Origin of the sequence: Exiguobacterium sp. RIT594, from assembly GCF_003339585.1 — a bacterium.
Taxonomy (GTDB): Bacteria; Bacillota; Bacilli; order Exiguobacteriales; family Exiguobacteriaceae; genus Exiguobacterium_A.
The window spans coordinates 1,066,575-1,080,942 of sequence record NZ_QPKF01000001.1; the positions used below are offsets into that span (position 1 = coordinate 1,066,575).

At 47.3% G+C, this 14,368-nt stretch carries 21 protein-coding genes; 8 read left to right on the forward strand and 13 right to left on the reverse strand.

The annotated features are described in order from the left end of the window. Nucleotides 1-90 precede the first annotated feature (90 nt). Nucleotides 91-795 (reverse strand): alpha/beta hydrolase, encoded by a 705-nt coding sequence (locus DVG79_RS05375; RefSeq protein WP_114595791.1) that lies wholly within the window; start codon nucleotides 793-795, stop codon nucleotides 91-93. Between the two features lie 97 nt (nucleotides 796-892). Between DVG79_RS05375 and DVG79_RS05380 the strand changes: the two genes are divergently transcribed. Together DVG79_RS05380 and DVG79_RS05385 are read left to right on the forward strand one after the other, a co-directional pair. Then, a complete protein-coding gene (locus tag DVG79_RS05380) occupies nucleotides 893-1,363 on the forward strand; it encodes a site-2 protease family protein (RefSeq protein ID WP_114595792.1) in 471 nt (156 codons plus the stop codon). A gap of 14 nt (nucleotides 1,364-1,377) precedes the next feature. Next, nucleotides 1,378-1,578 carry a hypothetical protein gene (locus DVG79_RS05385; protein ID WP_114595793.1) on the forward strand — a complete coding sequence of 67 codons (201 nt, stop codon included), beginning with the start codon at nucleotides 1,378-1,380 and terminating at the stop codon, nucleotides 1,576-1,578. 70 nt (nucleotides 1,579-1,648) lie between these two features. On the opposite strand, the gene DVG79_RS05390 is transcribed toward DVG79_RS05385, so the two are convergent. Both DVG79_RS05390 and DVG79_RS05395 read right to left on the reverse strand, forming a co-directional pair. Next, nucleotides 1,649-2,413, reverse strand: a complete 765-nt coding sequence (locus tag DVG79_RS05390; RefSeq protein WP_114595794.1) for a phosphotransferase — start codon at nucleotides 2,411-2,413, stop codon at nucleotides 1,649-1,651. Continuing rightward, nucleotides 2,410-2,853 (reverse strand): Lrp/AsnC family transcriptional regulator, encoded by a 444-nt coding sequence (locus DVG79_RS05395; RefSeq protein ID WP_114595795.1) that lies wholly within the window; start codon nucleotides 2,851-2,853, stop codon nucleotides 2,410-2,412. The genes DVG79_RS05390 and DVG79_RS05395 overlap by 4 nt, the downstream gene beginning before the upstream one ends. A 148-nt stretch (nucleotides 2,854-3,001) precedes the next feature. On the opposite strand from DVG79_RS05395, the gene DVG79_RS16090 reads away from it, so the two are divergent. After that, on the forward strand, nucleotides 3,002-3,160 hold the full coding sequence (locus DVG79_RS16090) for a DUF1272 domain-containing protein (protein WP_081578956.1): 159 nt from the start codon (nucleotides 3,002-3,004) through the stop codon (nucleotides 3,158-3,160). A 47-nt stretch (nucleotides 3,161-3,207) separates the two neighbouring features. On the opposite strand, the gene DVG79_RS05405 is transcribed toward DVG79_RS16090, so the two are convergent. Together DVG79_RS05405 and DVG79_RS05410 are read right to left on the reverse strand one after the other, a co-directional pair. Continuing rightward, the gene (locus DVG79_RS05405) at nucleotides 3,208-3,672 is read right to left on the reverse strand and encodes a DUF4188 domain-containing protein (protein WP_114595797.1); all 465 of its coding nucleotides are present in this window, start codon (nucleotides 3,670-3,672) and stop codon (nucleotides 3,208-3,210) included. Continuing rightward, the gene (locus DVG79_RS05410; protein ID WP_114595798.1) at nucleotides 3,669-4,214 is read right to left on the reverse strand and encodes a PadR family transcriptional regulator; all 546 of its coding nucleotides are present in this window, start codon (nucleotides 4,212-4,214) and stop codon (nucleotides 3,669-3,671) included. The genes DVG79_RS05405 and DVG79_RS05410 overlap by 4 nt, the downstream gene beginning before the upstream one ends. Before the next feature lie 204 nt (nucleotides 4,215-4,418). On the opposite strand from DVG79_RS05410, the gene DVG79_RS05415 reads away from it, so the two are divergent. Continuing rightward, complete coding sequence (locus DVG79_RS05415; protein ID WP_114595799.1) at nucleotides 4,419-5,504, forward strand: hypothetical protein; 1,086 nt, start codon at nucleotides 4,419-4,421, stop codon at nucleotides 5,502-5,504. Between the two features lie 50 nt (nucleotides 5,505-5,554). On the opposite strand, the gene DVG79_RS05420 is transcribed toward DVG79_RS05415, so the two are convergent. After that, nucleotides 5,555-5,974, reverse strand: a complete 420-nt coding sequence (locus DVG79_RS05420; protein WP_114595800.1) for an SRPBCC domain-containing protein — start codon at nucleotides 5,972-5,974, stop codon at nucleotides 5,555-5,557. Between the two features lie 162 nt (nucleotides 5,975-6,136). Between DVG79_RS05420 and DVG79_RS05425 the strand changes: the two genes are divergently transcribed. The 3 genes from DVG79_RS05425 (at nucleotide 6,137) to DVG79_RS05435 (ending at nucleotide 8,542) form a co-directional block, all read left to right on the forward strand. Then, nucleotides 6,137-6,754, forward strand: coding sequence for an ArsR/SmtB family transcription factor (locus tag DVG79_RS05425; protein WP_114595801.1), 618 nt, complete (start codon nucleotides 6,137-6,139; stop codon nucleotides 6,752-6,754). Beyond that, a complete protein-coding gene (locus tag DVG79_RS05430) occupies nucleotides 6,741-7,949 on the forward strand; it encodes an MFS transporter (protein WP_114595802.1) in 1,209 nt (402 codons plus the stop codon). Before DVG79_RS05425 ends, DVG79_RS05430 begins: the two co-directional genes overlap by 14 nt. Before the next feature lie 140 nt (nucleotides 7,950-8,089). Further along, nucleotides 8,090-8,542: a GNAT family N-acetyltransferase gene (locus DVG79_RS05435; RefSeq protein ID WP_114596555.1), complete on the forward strand. Its 453-nt coding sequence runs from the start codon at nucleotides 8,090-8,092 to the stop codon at nucleotides 8,540-8,542. Between the two features lie 139 nt (nucleotides 8,543-8,681). Here DVG79_RS05435 and DVG79_RS05440 read toward each other — a convergent pair whose 3' ends face one another. From DVG79_RS05440 to DVG79_RS05470, 6 genes are all read right to left on the reverse strand, one after another. Next, nucleotides 8,682-9,593, reverse strand: coding sequence for a methyl-accepting chemotaxis protein (locus tag DVG79_RS05440; protein WP_114595803.1), 912 nt, complete (start codon nucleotides 9,591-9,593; stop codon nucleotides 8,682-8,684). A 427-nt stretch (nucleotides 9,594-10,020) separates the two neighbouring features. Then, nucleotides 10,021-10,269, reverse strand: coding sequence for a hypothetical protein (locus DVG79_RS05445; protein ID WP_114595804.1), 249 nt, complete (start codon nucleotides 10,267-10,269; stop codon nucleotides 10,021-10,023). A gap of 570 nt (nucleotides 10,270-10,839) precedes the next feature. Continuing rightward, entirely contained in the window at nucleotides 10,840-11,316 is a 477-nt protein-coding gene (locus DVG79_RS05455; RefSeq protein WP_114595805.1) for a VOC family protein, read from the reverse strand. Next, a complete protein-coding gene (locus DVG79_RS05460; RefSeq protein ID WP_114595806.1) occupies nucleotides 11,313-12,128 on the reverse strand; it encodes a hypothetical protein in 816 nt (271 codons plus the stop codon). Before DVG79_RS05460 ends, DVG79_RS05455 begins: the two co-directional genes overlap by 4 nt. 19 nt (nucleotides 12,129-12,147) lie before the next feature. Then, complete coding sequence (locus tag DVG79_RS05465) at nucleotides 12,148-12,327, reverse strand: hypothetical protein (protein WP_114595807.1); 180 nt, start codon at nucleotides 12,325-12,327, stop codon at nucleotides 12,148-12,150. Nucleotides 12,328-12,354: 27 nt separating this feature from the next. Beyond that, nucleotides 12,355-12,543, reverse strand: a complete 189-nt coding sequence (locus DVG79_RS05470; RefSeq protein ID WP_012370394.1) for a PspC domain-containing protein — start codon at nucleotides 12,541-12,543, stop codon at nucleotides 12,355-12,357. Nucleotides 12,544-12,681: 138 nt separating this feature from the next. Between DVG79_RS05470 and DVG79_RS05475 the strand changes: the two genes are divergently transcribed. After that, on the forward strand, nucleotides 12,682-12,897 hold the full coding sequence (locus tag DVG79_RS05475) for a hypothetical protein (RefSeq protein ID WP_114596556.1): 216 nt from the start codon (nucleotides 12,682-12,684) through the stop codon (nucleotides 12,895-12,897). A 69-nt stretch (nucleotides 12,898-12,966) separates the two neighbouring features. Here the strand turns inward: DVG79_RS05475 and DVG79_RS05480 are convergent, their stop codons facing one another. Beyond that, nucleotides 12,967-14,277, reverse strand: a complete 1,311-nt coding sequence (locus tag DVG79_RS05480; protein WP_114596557.1) for a right-handed parallel beta-helix repeat-containing protein — start codon at nucleotides 14,275-14,277, stop codon at nucleotides 12,967-12,969. Nucleotides 14,278-14,368: the final 91 nt, after the last annotated feature.

The following is a 14,368-nucleotide window of genomic DNA, read 5'->3' on the forward strand; positions in this document are numbered from 1 at the left end:
CATCGCGACACTAGTGATGAGCGTTTTGGATGGATCACTCAGTAAAAGAACCGGGCACCTCAGGCAGGTGTCCGGTTCTTCCGTCTAACATTAAAAGCGCTGATTTAACCAATCCAGGACATCCGAAACCATCTGATCAGATACCGTATGATTGATGGACGGATATTTAAGAAACGTCAAATCACGATTCAGTTCCGTTGATTGTTGCACGCAGTGTTCCTGCGTCTCGATCGGAATGACCGTATCGCACTGACCGTGTACGAATAACGTCGGTGCGGACGTTGCTTGCAGGACAGGATCATATGCCTTCAAACGTTGTTCTTCTTCCATTGTTAAATCAGCTCTGTTATCGCGCTGTCGAAAAAGCTGTTCCGAAAACAAAAAGGATCCGGAGCCGTTGATATTGATTACCCCGGCACTTCCCTGTTGTTTCGCAGCGATACCGCTCGCGATGAATCCCCCCATCGAAACACCGAGCCAGATGGTGTCTGCTTGTGTTACGTTCAACTGCTTCACGAGCGTAACGGACTCCTCAATGCTCTGAAAAACGATCTGCCAGAAATGTCGTTCGACGACACCGTGGTCAAAGTATGCCTCCAGCCGATCGCGGCTGTCATGCAGGTGGAGTTCCGGCACGATGACCGTAAATCCTTGTTCCGAAAGCATCCGGGCGAAATCTTCATATTTTGTCACGCTTGATCCCCATCCATGGTACAAACAGATGATTTTGCGGGATACAGAGTGTTTCGACGGAAAGATTTCTATGGGGAAGTTAGGTAGTTTTATGAATTCCATCAATATCACTCTTTTCTGGATTTTATCTGAATAACAAGAAGTTCATTTGCCTTAATTAACCATTTTTGTTATGTTTGTGAATGAGAGGAGGAAGATGATGCATTTTCTTTTATTTAATTTAATCATGCTTGCCTTTTACTTTCCGAGTCTGATTCTGCACGAATACGGGCATGCGTTTGCCGCCCGGTTAGTCGGTTTGCGCTTAAAATCAATTTCAATTGGGAAAGGTGAACCGTTTCTGCGAATCGGTCATTTTTCCATCGCTCGAAAGCAATTTTGGGAAGGACTGCATCAATCTGAACCGTCAGAGATTCCGGTCAGCCGCGGACAACGAGCTATTGTATTACTCGGCGGAGTTGGTGCCAACTTGATAGGTGGTATAATTATTTTGATCCTGAGTCTGCTGTTTCCGAGTCCGACCATGCATTTTTTTACTCAGCCTTTCATTCAAGTTTCAGTCATCTTTATCCTGTTTAACCTTCTTCCGATTCGCTTATCCAGTGGTCTTGCTAGCGACGGCCTGCAGTTGAAACAACTGTTTTTCAACAAAAATCAACGGATATCCTGACAGGAGTGGAATTCATGTTAAAACCATTGCTGTTCGCAAGTAGCCTACTGCTCGCCGGATGTGCTGCCGAGCAACCGAAAACCGTTCCATGGGGTGAAGAGACACCGGCTCAAATCGAGCGTCTGAAAGCTCATGATATTGAGTTTACGGTCAAAGACGGCCAAGTCCTGATTCCGGAAAACCAGGTCGAAGAAGCAACGAAGTGTTGTACTTAACTTAAAACATAATCATGCGGTTATTTCCTTTAAAAGTTCAGGGGATAGCCGTTTTTTATTTTCAATTTTTTCAATAAAATTCATACAATCCGTCATCGAAAAAGCGGAATGTTTCTTCTGAGATTGATGAAAATCCATATCCTGAGTAGAAGGCATCGAGCATCTTGATATCCGTCCCAAAAGATCGTGTCGCCAAAGCTTCATCGTAGCGGCGATCACCGACCGTCATTCCGGCTAGATCAATAAACGCAACAATTGCGTTGTCTCGGACCAATAGATTATCCGTCGTGCAATCCCCGTGTATCCACGTCGCCGGAACAGGTTCCGGATGCTTGGTGGATAACGCGTGAAGCAACTCGCTTGAACCACTTGTCCATCCCTGTTTCATGTAGTGATCGGCTTGCAGCAATTGTTTATCCAGCCAATCTTGTGAAGAATGGGCAGAGCTAATCTCCTTCGTATGGAGCTGTCGGAGAAACCGTCCAAATGCTCGAATCAACTCAAGACGCTGCCGTTCGGAAGCATTCGCCAGTGCCGTTGTCAACGTCTCACCTGCTATGTAGGACATCAGTAAATAATCCTGTTGCTCGTCTTTCATATAATCAATATATGTCGGGATGGTGATATGTTGTTGTGACTTAAACGTCTGCATTACTGTCGCTTCCTGCGCCAACCACTCGCGGTAACGGGGTAAGCTTGCCTGCTTGAGGATATAGGTGCCATCTAACGTTTTCACATAGTAGACGATGGCTGTTCCCCCCTGCTCTGCAATGGGACGGATCGAATCGATCGAACCGACTTGTTGTTCGATTCGTTGCCTGATAACACTTTTCATATCAGTACTCCATCTCCGACCGTAAACGCCTTAAACGCGACGGGTGACGACAACCGGATCCAGGTCGACGGTTTGCCGTACTTCATCGAGGCATCGATAAACGTTTCCAGTGTCTCGACCGACGGCGTGTACAATTTGACCATGAAGTTAAACGTCCCGGCGAGCCGGTGACACTCGACGACATCCGGATGATCCTTGCAAAACGCGATAAACGCGTCACACCGCGTATCTTCGAACATCAAAATTGCCATGATGGTTTTGTCGAGCGCAACGGGATTGATAACGGCTCGGTATCCTTCAATGATCCCCCGGTCCTCGAGTTTCTTGACGCGTTCGTTGACGGCCGGCGTCGAAAGCCCTACCGTTTTGCCGAGTTCCGTCCAGGACATCCGCCCGTCCGCCTGCAATGCCCGGATAATTGCGTAATCAATTTCATCCATTTTCCATCCTCCTAATATTATGAAGACATATCTTAAAATTACCATTCATTTTCAGGCGAAGCTACTGAATTACAAGGAAAATCGTCTGTCCGGTTCCGTTCTGCTTTCGTACAATGAAGACAGATCAAATATAAGTGAGGTGAACGACATGCAGGCAACCAACTGTACCCGCTGTGCGGAGACATTTGAAGACGGGCAGGAAACGTATCACTGTTCGCACAACTGTACCTTTTGTAAAGAGTGTACCGAGACAATGAATTCGATTTGTCAAAACTGCGGGGAAACCTTAGTCCGGGTAGAACAGTAATACATACAGCAAGGGAGCGGATGATTGAAATCCGCTCCCTGTTTGCGTTATTTACGTGTCGATATCTTGCGTTCGGCCAGCCGGTCCTTCGCCTGTTCCTGATGTGTCTGAATCGCACTTTCTCCGACCGCTTTTGCCAGTCCCCGTGTCGGCAGATTGACATACATCGTCTCATAATTACTGACTTCAAACGTTTCATGAAAAATCCCGACGGCGTTACTTGCCCGGGCCGACTGATTGAACTTTTTCCAAGCTGCCAGGTGCCGGTTGCCGTGCGAATAGGCAATCAAGGCGTCCGACGAACGCCAATACTGAATTAATGTCACCGAACGCCATCCGACGAGCATCTCATGCGACAATAAACCAACCTGTTGCTCATAACATTCCTCAATCATCGGAGTCATCGCCTGAACGGTCGGCCACCACTTCGGGACTGATCGCAGACGGTTGATCCGTAAGCCGATGATGAATACGACGATGTCTTCATTTGGTGTTGCGATCACGCGTTTCATGATGAGTTTCCTCCTTCGAGTGTCTGAACGGACGCTTCACACCATTCCAGCAGTGCTTGTGTCTTTCGTTTGCCGTAATCAAGTGTCAGCAGCCAATACATGGCGTCATCCGCTTCTGTGTAGGCCAAAATCGATTGTTCAATCATTTGGTACGTCTCTAATCGCTCCCGGAGCAGAGCGGCATGCTGATTAATTTTTTGAATCGTCGTGTCCTTCGATTCATGACGGGCGAAATAGAGTTTCAGCAACAGTTCATTCCGCTGGACCGGAAGTTCGGTCGTCGGCTCCTCGACCCAGCGTCCGAGTTCCGCCTCGCCGTCCGGTGTCAGAACAAACGTCTTCCGGTCATCCCCTTCTCCGGTCTCTTCGACGATTAACCCTTCCTGCACCAACGTTTTCAGCATCGGATAAACCTGTCCGAAGCTGATCTTCCAAAAGTGGTTGAGACTCGTATCAATCGTATGTTTCATTTCATAGCCGGACGTACAGCCGCTTGCCAGTAAACCTAAAATCGCATACCGGGTCATGTTTTCTTTTGGCATAAGTCGCTCCTATATCTTTTAGATAGTATCTTTTAGATATATATTCCCGGTCTTTCAGTTACTAAACGAATATTCAGAATATTTATAGTTAGAAAATTATCTTACATTTTTGTAAGTCCCATTTCTTTTTTAGGGGAATGGATTTATTTCCCTATACACTAATAGAGTTTTCATTTTCTTAAAACAGAACGGGAGTTTTCCGCTATGCCTTATTTTTTAAAACTCAGCTTATTCAGCCTTGTCCTGCTGCTTGCCGGATGCAGTCAGCCGAAGACGGAATCAATTCAGCCGGTACCGGTACCAACAGAATTAATCCGCAGTGAGGGTTTTTCGACACTTGGACCAAGTACGAATTACGACTTAACAGATGTCTATCAACGTTACCCTTACCTGTCCGGTCCAAGCTATATCGATGAAGCGGCCGTGTACTTTTATGCCTCAAGCGAAAAAAGCAGTTCGGTTTTCCGTTACTCGCTGACGGATCGGCACCTGAAAAAACTCTATTCAACGAACCAAACCATCTATAAGTTGGTCGGCGTCGGACGACAACTGTATTGGATCCGTTATCAGGACAACGGAAAAAACAGCAACTGGACGCTCGACGTGATGGATTTAGCAACCGGGTCGCTTCAACAACTTGACCACGGAACAGAACCGTCTCGTTTTTATCCGGATTTGCAAGCCACGTCGGCACATGTCTCCTGGATCAAACATATCAATCAGAAAGATAAGACCCAGTCACTCGTCCAGAAATATGATGCAGCGACCGGGTACGTCACGACACAAAAAACACTGACAGTGAAAGAAACAGCAACCCGGAGCGGCGACTATGCCCAGTACTTACGGGACGGTGATGCGGGAATTCTTCTTGATCAAACGACCTACAAAGCAGATGAAAAAACGACCGCCTATACGACGCTTTCCGGAAAAGCAATTAAAAAGACGACGATGCCGTTTGATTTCGCCTACGGTCAGCATTATCTGGCGACGGGCGCGGAAGGATCTGCGGGATTTCAAGCACATGTGTCGAATCATACGTCCTATCGTTACAAGACGCCGGAACCGTATTTCATCCTTGATGGTTTTTGTTTCCTGACACCGGATCACATCGTCTTCCGGGAAGAACAGCATCAACTCCTTTATGCGGACCTGATAAACGGGACGGTTGTCCCACTGACGGATAAGGAAGGCGAGTATTCGAAACCGGTTTTCACAAATGGTCGGCTTGGTTACAGCGTCGTCCAAGATGGTGGAACCGTGTCTTTCCGCATCATTCAAGTCAACAACTGAACATGAGAAAAGCCCGTTCCAGATTGGACGGGCTTTTCTCATGTTCGTATTCACTGTTGTTCCGCGTATGCCTTGAAGCGGTCAAGAATCGCCTGCCACCCGGCCTGTTGCATTTCCGGCGGATTCATCGACTCCGCCTCGAATGTTTCCACGACTTCCGTTTCCTCCCCGTTCGCCGTAAACCGTACCGTTACATTCCGACCGTCGTCGAGCGTATAGGCCAGTTTTTCATACAGGATCACTTCCTGATAGACGCCCGAGAAGTCAAACCCCATACTGCCGTCTTTTGCCGCCATGTGACTGGAAAAACGACCACCTGCTTGAACATCATTCGTCGCTTCCGTCGTATGCCAATCATCCGATGCCGCATTCCATGCTTTGATGTGTTCCGGTTCCGTCCAATACGTCCAGACTTCGGCGACCGGACGTTGGATTACGGTCTGGATTTGAATTTCTTGAGCTTGGTTCATATGAATCACTCCTCTGTAAGTTCAGAATCTGTTCTTTGTTTAACGTTCTGTTTTAACTGAACAAATCCTTCTTTTAAAAAATGGTTTATTTTGTCAATCATTCAGGTATACTAGCTTTACAGTTAATAAAAGTTAACCGGTTAATAAAAAGGAGTGTTAATAATGGAACAGCAGGCGATTTTGATTCTCGAACAGTACGAACAACTCAAAGTCATCAGTGATCCGATGCGGACAAAAATGCTGATGCATCTGATTGAACAGCCACATACCGGCCAGCAATTGGCACAAAAACTTGACGTCTCACGGGCAAAGATTTTGTATCATCTGCGTGAACTCGAAAAGTATCAGTTGATTCAACTCGTCGAGGAAGAAATCCGAGGCGGAAATGTATTGAAGTTTTATCAGGCCGTCGCCCGCGGATTCATTCCGGCTGATCATCTCCTGAATCTTGTCGAGACGAAACAAGCGACACGCCAGTCTTATGTCGAGGTCCTCGACCGGGCGAAAACACGTGTCTTGACGGCGCCTGACCGCTCGTTTGCCCCGCGTTCCTCTGACGTAGAGGACTGGGAAAGCCTGTCGTTCCAACAAGAACTCCGACTTTCACCTGAGCAATTCTTGACGTTTACGAAACGGTACCGGGAACTGTTGCAGGAAGTCGAACACGATGCATCAACGGATGAGACAGATAAAAAATTGTATTACGTGATGGCGACGGCGTTTGAGATTGATGCACCGTTAGTTCAAGCGGACGAGGAGGGAGGACATGCAGGCAACTGAGCAAAAACCACATCACCCGCTCTTGCGGAATCGTTCGTTCCGAGCACTTTGGCTCGCCAGTACCTGTTCCTTCCTCGCCTTATCGACCTACCTGTTTGCCGAGCAATGGTATATTCTCCGTGTCTTGAAACTGGATGCGTATTTAGGTCTCGTCTTGATGTTGACGTTGTTGCCGCGGATTTTTTTAATGGTGTTTGGCGGTGTCATTGCTGATCGGTTCAACAAATCGATCATTTTACGCTATTCCAGTCTGCTGCGATTTACCTTTGTTCTGCTGTTGCTGTCCGTCTATCACTTCGAGCTGTTGACGATTGTTCCGCTTGCATTATTTGCGTTTACGTTCGGTTGCATTGATGCCTTTTTCTCCCCTGCCAGTGCGTCCCTGTTGCCCCTTCTCGTTTCAAAAGAAGATCTGACGCGGGCCAACTCAATTCTTCAAACCTCCAATCAGATGGCCTTGTTCTCCGGACCGTTGCTTGGCGGCGTACTGCTGACCTTCTCATCGTTCCACTTCATATTTTTGACGATTGCACTGTTTCTTTTGCTCGCATCGCTCGGTACTTTGTTGATTCGTGAACATCCGGTCAACAACCCAACTCGGACATCTGCCCGGATTGAACTTGCTCAAGGATTTCATTATGTGTTTGCCGACCCATACTTAAAACGGATACTCTTCCTGCTAATCATCATCAACTTTTTCTTTTTTGGTCCGTTGCTGATGGGGATTCCGTTACTCGTCAATCGGGTTTTAGGCGGTCAAGCCCTGGACCTCAGTTATCTCCAAGGCGCGTATCAGCTCGGCATGCTGCTTGGTGCCGCCTGGATCGGCTTCAGCAACCTAATCAATCAATCTTTTCGCCTGTTGCTATCGCTGATTGGTCTGCTTGGAGTCGGTCTTGTATTACTCGGACAAATCGGACACGTCTGGCAAGGCGTTCTGCTGTTGCTGACAATGGGAGGCATCTCCTCCATCATCAATGTTCTGATTTTGACGACGATTCAAACGACGACACGACCACAGATGATGGGCCGGGTCATGAGCCTTGTCAATGCCGCGTCAAACGGTCTGGTTCCATTGTCTTACGCTGCCCTGTCCCTCACCTTGTCGTTTGAGGTGCGTCTCGAACAGATTCTTTTCTTCTGCGGTTGCGGAATCGTTTTTGTGGTGTGTGCTGCCTTCGTCCGTATCAGGTGATTACGTAAAAAAGTCATGTCCCGTCCGTTTCAGGTGGATATGACTTTAACTTGTAAAATGAATATACAGGAATGAAGAATATTGAGCTCATGAAGAATGAGTGTATTAAAACTAACCGTGAGGAGCATACGTGTATGAATATAAACATCCGTCAATTGTCAGCTCATGAGAAGCCGCCGATGGAGCTTTTGCTATTAGCGGATCCGTCTCAGAAAATAGTCGCAGAATATTTGCAAAGAGGCGATTGTTTCGTCGCTGAAATAAGGCATCAGCTGATCGGGATACATGTGCTGCTACCGACAAGACCGTACACGATCGAAATCGTAAACATTGCAGTAGACGAACGGTATCAAGGGAAAGGTGTCGGAAAAATTCTCTTACAACATGCCATCGAAACCGCTAAAGCGATGGGATATACAACCATCGAAATCGGGACAGGAAATTCAAGTATTGGCCAGTTGGCCCTTTATCAAAAATGTGGATTTCGTATTATTGGAGTCGACCCGAACTTCTTCTTACGGCACTATGAACAGGACATTATAGAAAACGGGATCCGGTGTACCGATATGATTCGGTTATCTCAAGACATCTAAGAGTCTTCCACTTAAACAACTTAATGGATCAACGTATGTCTCAGGAAAACGACAAAAAAGCGGTCCTTCTCGATAAAGAGAAAAGCCACTTCGTCTTCAATCGTAAGTCATGTCCAAGCATAGGGCATGACTCTTTTATTTAAATGACCGTCGTAAATTTCTTTGCCGTTTCATTCAGTTCATGCGCCGACTCGCTGACGGTCTCGAACCGTTGTAACGTTTCTTCCATGACGGAAACACTCGAAGAGGCATCGGTGTTTGCCCGCGAGATTCCCCGCTGAATCTGCTCCAGCTCCTTGTTCATCTGTTCCGTCGTGTCGCGGACGTTGATGACGGCGAGTTCAACGAGTTTTGAGAGATTGCGGACTTCCGTCGCGACGACGTTAAAGCCGCTTCCGTGCTCACCGGCACGAGCTGCTTCGATCGAGGCGTTCAGCGACAATAAGTTGGTCTGCGCGGCAATCTCTTTGATTGTCCCGGTGATCTTTGTAATCTCGGAAGACTGTTCCTGCAGATTCGCTAAGGTCCGTAAATTTTCCTTGGCATCATCCGCCATCTTCTCAATCGTTTGTTTCAGTTGCCGGCTCTCCTGTTTGCCTTGTACGGAACGGTTATCCAGATCCGTTGCGATGCCGGCAAAGGACGACGCATACTCTTGGATGGTTTCTTGCCGGTCCGTGATATCAGAAGCGATTTTGACGACGCCGACGACTTCGTTTGCTTCGTAAATCGGCATATAAGTTGCTTCGAGCCATATCGAGTCGCCGCGGGCATCAATCCGTTCAATCTTATCTGCCGAGCTGAAACCGGCCAGTAGTTTGCTCCATAATTTCTGATACGCCTCACTGTTTGCAAAATCTGCTCGACAAAACAGGTGGTGGTGCATGCCAATCATCTCATCACGTTTGTACTTCATCGTCTTCGCAAACAAGTCGTTGACATCAACGACCCGGCGTTGCCTATCAAATCGAATCATTGCGACATTGTGAGTCAGCGCTTCCAGAATATCAGGTGAAGTCAGGGTTGGGTTTGTTAGTTGGGGTGTCGTCATGTGGTTAATCTCCTTCAGGTCATCATTTCAAATTCCATCCATTTAGTTTCGAAACTATTTTGTGGAAAAATGATTTTATCTGCCACTTATCATAACAAGTCCCATTTCCGCTTTACATCAATCTGCTCATTTCAAGAAAAACATTGACCCATCGCTCAAAATAGGTCTTTTTTGGGAATACCTTTTTCCTTCTTTACAACTTCATACCAATCATCAATATCTTTCGTCAGGAAGTGATTCGTGAAAATCCGATTCATTGAAAAAGCCCTCTCCGATTCGCGAAGAATCGAGGAGGGCTTCCTTTACAAATCAATTAGATAAAGTTTGTGAAAACGGTCGAAATCGATCGTTTTTTTCTTATTTGGCTTGATATCAACGCTAACGTTGCGAGGAATTGTCATTTTACGCAAGGATACAGTTTTTAGGGTCAGATACAGTACAAAACAAAAGAAAGATAAAAGAAAATCGCAGTTGCCATCAGCAAAGTATTTTGACGATTTGTCCAAAGAAATAAGAGCAACATTCCTAACAAAGAAACAAACGAGGCAATCAAAAGTCCTCTAGCTCTACCACTACCATCTTCTCGATCAAGGTAAAAAAGAAATAGGAATAGAGCAATGTCGAATAAAATAAAATAGACGATTCCTCGAAGTCGGCTATCTTCAATCCATTTCATGTGAACACCTCTTATCCCTCATCATTATTTTTGTCTTCTTACGTAATCCTGCAGCAGACCTTCAACCAATTCATACAATTTCGCGTCATTCTCGAGCGCAATATACTTCAAACGCTTATAAAACCACATTAAGATTAAGCGAGACTTTCTTTCGAATAATCTTTTCCGGCTTCGTCTCGATGTCGAAATAACCATCATCTAATTGAGATTGTCCAGTCACTGTATCCACTTATAGAGGCTCTTGCGGTTTTTCTTGCTTAGGTTCACTGATTCATCTTGATTGAATGAAATCTATCACTCTTTTCTTTCTGTTCGTATACTCTTTTTGTACCTTACAACACTTCGTCTGTTGATTAAGCGTAGCTTTAAAAGGTTTCATCACTTCACAAAGACTGTTACTACCTACTCGCTTTGCTTCTCGTAAATCCAAATAATAGAAATCTTCCCGTCAACCGTAAGGTCGAGTGGCAGTCCGAGTACATTTCAAAAGTTTACCACTCCGAAGGTATTTTATATTGTCTCAAAATTTTAGGTTAGCCCAGATTTTATTGTAAATCGAAGAGGTTTTGCTTATTTCAAGGCATAGCCTTGCTCGTTCAATACTCGTTCCCATTCACTTAAGTACATATAGTCCTTCGCACCCAGCGGATTGTCGAGCTTCGTAATGAACTCGAGACTGTTACCGTCCGGATCATTGAAATGAATCTTTGCATGAGCATGCTGGGCGATCGGCATGACAAACGGTTCCATTCCTTCAAAACCAAACGCTTTGCGCGGCGTAAACCCGCGTTCCGTCAGCCAAGCGACCGACTCACGCAAGCCTTCGAGCGAGACGTGAAAGGCGATATGCCGGATCGACGGATGATACGGCAGTTCGACTTGATCCGTCTGCCAAAGACCAAGCCAACTCTGATCCTCGACAATCCAGAGAAAGGCGATTTTTTCATCCACGATGTGATCGAGTGTCAGACCAAGTCCGGTGTAGAACGCAATCGATTGCTGTAAGTCGCGGACCGGCAGATGCGCTTCGTATAACCCGAGAATCATCGACGAACCCCGTGCTTGCCGTTTAACGCCTCGATATAGCGGCTTGCCGAACGCGCGACGGCGGCCTTCGCATCCGTTACGACGACTTTATGAAACGCATCATAAATCTGATTAAAACGGACATTGTCGAGAGCTGCCACCATCTCCTCCACCGTCACGGCCGGCAGTGGAATCAGGTTCGGATAACTGTACATGAAGCTGACCCACGCCCGGTCGGCGACGACACGGACAATGTCTCCCGTCAATAAAATCCCGCGTCCTTCGTCACCAGTCGTCCATTCGAGCACAGTCGCTCCGTCAAAATGACCGCCGATCCGGTGTAACACGACATCGTCAGCTAGCTTCAAACGGTCACCCGACCAAAAGACAATCCGCTTACTCGGACGGGTCACCCATTCCTTGTCCGCTTCATGAATGTACAGCGGAATTTCAAATGTTTCCGCCCACTCGACCTGAGTCGCGTAATAGTGCGGATGCGACAAGGCCATCGCGTCGAGTTGTCCCACTTCCTCGATCACACTTTGATCGAGATAAGTGATGCAGTCCCAAAGAATCCGTTTTGTCCCTGTGACGAGGTAAGCTGTCTGCCCGATCCCGAACTTCGGGGTTGTGACGAGACTCGAAAGTCCCGGTTGTTCCTCCGTCACGGTCGTCTGATATGTACCGGACGAAATCATATCCGAAAGTGTCGTCCACGATTGACCGTTTGGATTCACATACTGCCGTTCATCGGTGCAAATAGGACAGATGTCGTCCCGCGTTATGTTCTCATCCATTTGGACTCCGCATGTCGTACAAATTAAGTATGTCATGTCTATTTCCCCCTGCTGTTTAAGATTTTCTGACGCGTACCCAAATGATGTTGATCAGGGCAAAAATCAAAGCCCCGGCTACAAATCCAAGTAGGACGCTGCCGTCAAAGGTTCCGTTCGCTTCGTACACAATCAGTAAACCGACAATCGCGCCGATCAAAACACCTAACACACGAAGTGCAATCTTTCCATTTGTCATCGTCATGCCCCCTTTTGTTCATTTGTTCTACAACGTTCTTGGTGCATCCGCCATCGCGTTAGCGAGAATCATGTAAATGATTAAATTGATCGGAAGCGGAATGACAATGAAAATCAGGCGGACGGCCAGTGACGAAATACCGAAGTGTTCCGCGAGACCGCCGCACACTCCCTGAATCGAGCGGTCTGTCGCTGATCTGCGTAATGATTGTGCCAATCGTCTCCCCTTCTTTCTTTGATTCCATGTTGGGTGAATCATCCATATGTTACAATAATTAGTATAACGTAAGGGCGTCCGATTTTGCAGGGGACAGCCCTTGTGAATCGGAACCCGAAAGAAAGGACGTGTAAGACGTTGGAACTTTTTTATTTGATCCAGGAACGGGCGTTACCGTTCTCGATTTTGGCTTTACTGATGATGGCGAGTGCCGTCGTCGTATATGTCGTCTGGAAAAGACAGGTCAGCCTGCCGTTGCCGCTACGTATTTTTACGACCGTCGTCTGCCTGACCTGCATCATCGGTTCAGCCGGTTTGATGCTTTTCACACTGTTCGTCGGCTACAATGCCTAAAAAATACGAGTCCGTTAAACAAACAGACGTCACTTTCCCTCGAGGAGGAGAATGACGTCTGTTTTTCGTTCATCGCATGACTGCCCGCTCAAAAGCGGACGGAGTGCGGTATTCGTGATCCTGCCAAATCCAACGCTTCGCTGTTCCTTTCGCCAAGCGATACGTGTTCTGTTCGAACTGATTCCCGGAGCTTGTCTTAAAAAAGTGGGCGACGAACAAATTATCCGGTCCCGTCGTAAACGTATTGTGGTCAATTCGGTTATCGCGGACATCATGCTGGACCAACAGTTGTCCCCCTTCCAGCCCTTTCGTATCATTGCCGGTGACCTGATTCCGTGTAATCCGGACCTGCTTCGTTCCACCGCGCTTTTTATCGTAGCCGCCGATTGAAATGCCGGTAAAGCGGTTTTGTTGGATCAAATTGCCGCGGACCGTGACGTTTTCCGCGTACTGTTTCGCATGTTCACTCGTCACTTCGATGCCGATATCATTCCGCTCGACGGTATTATTTTCGATCGTCAGCCGTTTGCCGCCGTCGACGTAAATGCCGGCTGCGTTGTATTCCTTGCCGTAGACCGGGTTGTCGTAACTTGAACTGTCGGAAACAACATTGCCGGAAATCGTTCCGTTGCGGACATAATCCTCGGCCTTATTTATCGCAACGCCTTCATAACCGATCAAGTCGATCCCGATGTTATCGTTTCGGCGGACGGTATTGCCCGTGACGGAGAATCCGTCGATGTTGCCGTTCAGGACCAACGCTTCACTGGCCCCGAGCCGGTTATCTTCGACCTGGTTCCCCCGAACGGTGATCTGCTTCAAGCGACCCGTGCCGTAGATTGCAATCCCGTGGGCGTTGCCGTCTTTCGCATGGGTTTGAATTCGCCGGACCTGGTTGTCGATCAATTGAATGTTCCGTCCGGTTCCTGTAACAAAAATTCCGATCGGTGTCTCATCGGTTCGTTTCGTCGCAATGTCGGCGACAATCAGTCCTTGAATCGTCACGTACTGTCGATTTTCGATCCGGACGAGTGCCGTGTCCCCGTCTTTCTGCTTCAGCGTCTTACCACTTAACACCACTTTCTCCTTTTGATAGTTCCGGAAGACGACCGGTGCGTGCTTCGTCCCGCTGTGCTTGACCGTCAACGCCTCCGGATATGTTCCTTGACGCAGATAGACCGTTGTCCCGGCTTTCGCGAGCTGACTGGCCCGTTTCAGCGTTTTCAACGGTTGTTTGATTGAACCGGCATTCGTATCCTTGCCGGTCGGAGCGACATACAGAATGTGTTTAGCTGCTGTCGACTCCGCCGGTTCTTGATTCCAAGTCGCCGAACAGCCAAACAGTCCGAGCGACAGCAAGAGAATAAAACGTTTTTTCATATAAATCCGTCCTTCCTGTGACATCTAATCAGATTGTAAATATCATCCATTCCCCTTACACTGAATATACTTACAGATGAAGGACGTGACG

Excerpts from the sequence above, each read along its gene's own strand:
- DVG79_RS05375 (WP_114595791.1), bottom strand. The coding sequence starts at position 795 with ATGGAATTCATAAAACTACCTAACTTCCCCATAGAAATCTTTCCGTCG.
- DVG79_RS05380 (WP_114595792.1), top strand. The coding sequence starts at position 893 with ATGCATTTTCTTTTATTTAATTTAATCATGCTTGCCTTTTACTTTCCG.
- DVG79_RS05385 (WP_114595793.1), top strand. The coding sequence starts at position 1,378 with ATGTTAAAACCATTGCTGTTCGCAAGTAGCCTACTGCTCGCCGGATGT.
- DVG79_RS05390 (WP_114595794.1), bottom strand. The coding sequence starts at position 2,413 with ATGAAAAGTGTTATCAGGCAACGAATCGAACAACAAGTCGGTTCGATC.
- DVG79_RS05395 (WP_114595795.1), bottom strand. The coding sequence starts at position 2,853 with ATGGATGAAATTGATTACGCAATTATCCGGGCATTGCAGGCGGACGGG.
- DVG79_RS16090 (WP_081578956.1), top strand. The coding sequence starts at position 3,002 with ATGCAGGCAACCAACTGTACCCGCTGTGCGGAGACATTTGAAGACGGG.
- DVG79_RS05405 (WP_114595797.1), bottom strand. The coding sequence starts at position 3,672 with ATGAAACGCGTGATCGCAACACCAAATGAAGACATCGTCGTATTCATC.
- DVG79_RS05410 (WP_114595798.1), bottom strand. The coding sequence starts at position 4,214 with ATGCCAAAAGAAAACATGACCCGGTATGCGATTTTAGGTTTACTGGCA.
- DVG79_RS05415 (WP_114595799.1), top strand. The coding sequence starts at position 4,419 with ATGCCTTATTTTTTAAAACTCAGCTTATTCAGCCTTGTCCTGCTGCTT.
- DVG79_RS05420 (WP_114595800.1), bottom strand. The coding sequence starts at position 5,974 with ATGAACCAAGCTCAAGAAATTCAAATCCAGACCGTAATCCAACGTCCG.
- DVG79_RS05425 (WP_114595801.1), top strand. The coding sequence starts at position 6,137 with ATGGAACAGCAGGCGATTTTGATTCTCGAACAGTACGAACAACTCAAA.
- DVG79_RS05430 (WP_114595802.1), top strand. The coding sequence starts at position 6,741 with ATGCAGGCAACTGAGCAAAAACCACATCACCCGCTCTTGCGGAATCGT.
- DVG79_RS05440 (WP_114595803.1), bottom strand. The coding sequence starts at position 9,593 with ATGACGACACCCCAACTAACAAACCCAACCCTGACTTCACCTGATATT.
- DVG79_RS05445 (WP_114595804.1), bottom strand. The coding sequence starts at position 10,269 with ATGAAATGGATTGAAGATAGCCGACTTCGAGGAATCGTCTATTTTATT.
- DVG79_RS05455 (WP_114595805.1), bottom strand. The coding sequence starts at position 11,316 with ATGATTCTCGGGTTATACGAAGCGCATCTGCCGGTCCGCGACTTACAG.
- DVG79_RS05460 (WP_114595806.1), bottom strand. The coding sequence starts at position 12,128 with ATGACATACTTAATTTGTACGACATGCGGAGTCCAAATGGATGAGAAC.
- DVG79_RS05465 (WP_114595807.1), bottom strand. The coding sequence starts at position 12,327 with ATGACAAATGGAAAGATTGCACTTCGTGTGTTAGGTGTTTTGATCGGC.
- DVG79_RS05480 (WP_114596557.1), bottom strand. The coding sequence starts at position 14,277 with ATGAAAAAACGTTTTATTCTCTTGCTGTCGCTCGGACTGTTTGGCTGT.